Genomic DNA, 263 nt, shown 5'->3' with positions numbered 1-263 from the left:
CCAGTACAGAAAGCTACCAGCTCTATATTTTTTCAGAAACAATTGGCGCATTTAATCAGCACGATATTACTTTAATGCAACGCTTTGTCAGCTTTGCAGGGAATACAATTTCACAATTTGAAAAACGAAATTTACTTGTTAAACAAAAAGAAATGGAAGAAAAAAAAAGTAACATTGAACAAGTGTTAATCAACTCTGAAAAAATGGCTTCGTTAGGGCAAATGGCGGCAGGCGTTGCACACGAAATAAACAACCCTTTAAGC

At 35.4% G+C, this 263-nt stretch carries 1 pseudogene; it reads left to right on the top strand.

Annotation, left to right across the window (positions count from 1 at the left end):
- Positions 1–263, top strand: a pseudogene (locus AAEY62_RS23070) (sensor histidine kinase); the annotation flags it as partial.

It is taken from the genome of Pseudoalteromonas sp. GW168-MNA-CIBAN-0100, from assembly GCF_040309225.1.
In the GTDB taxonomy this organism is placed as follows: Bacteria; Pseudomonadota; Gammaproteobacteria; order Enterobacterales; family Alteromonadaceae; genus Pseudoalteromonas; species Pseudoalteromonas arctica.
Note: the sequence above shows the minus strand (reverse complement) of the source record. Positions and strands in the feature narration are given on the sequence as shown.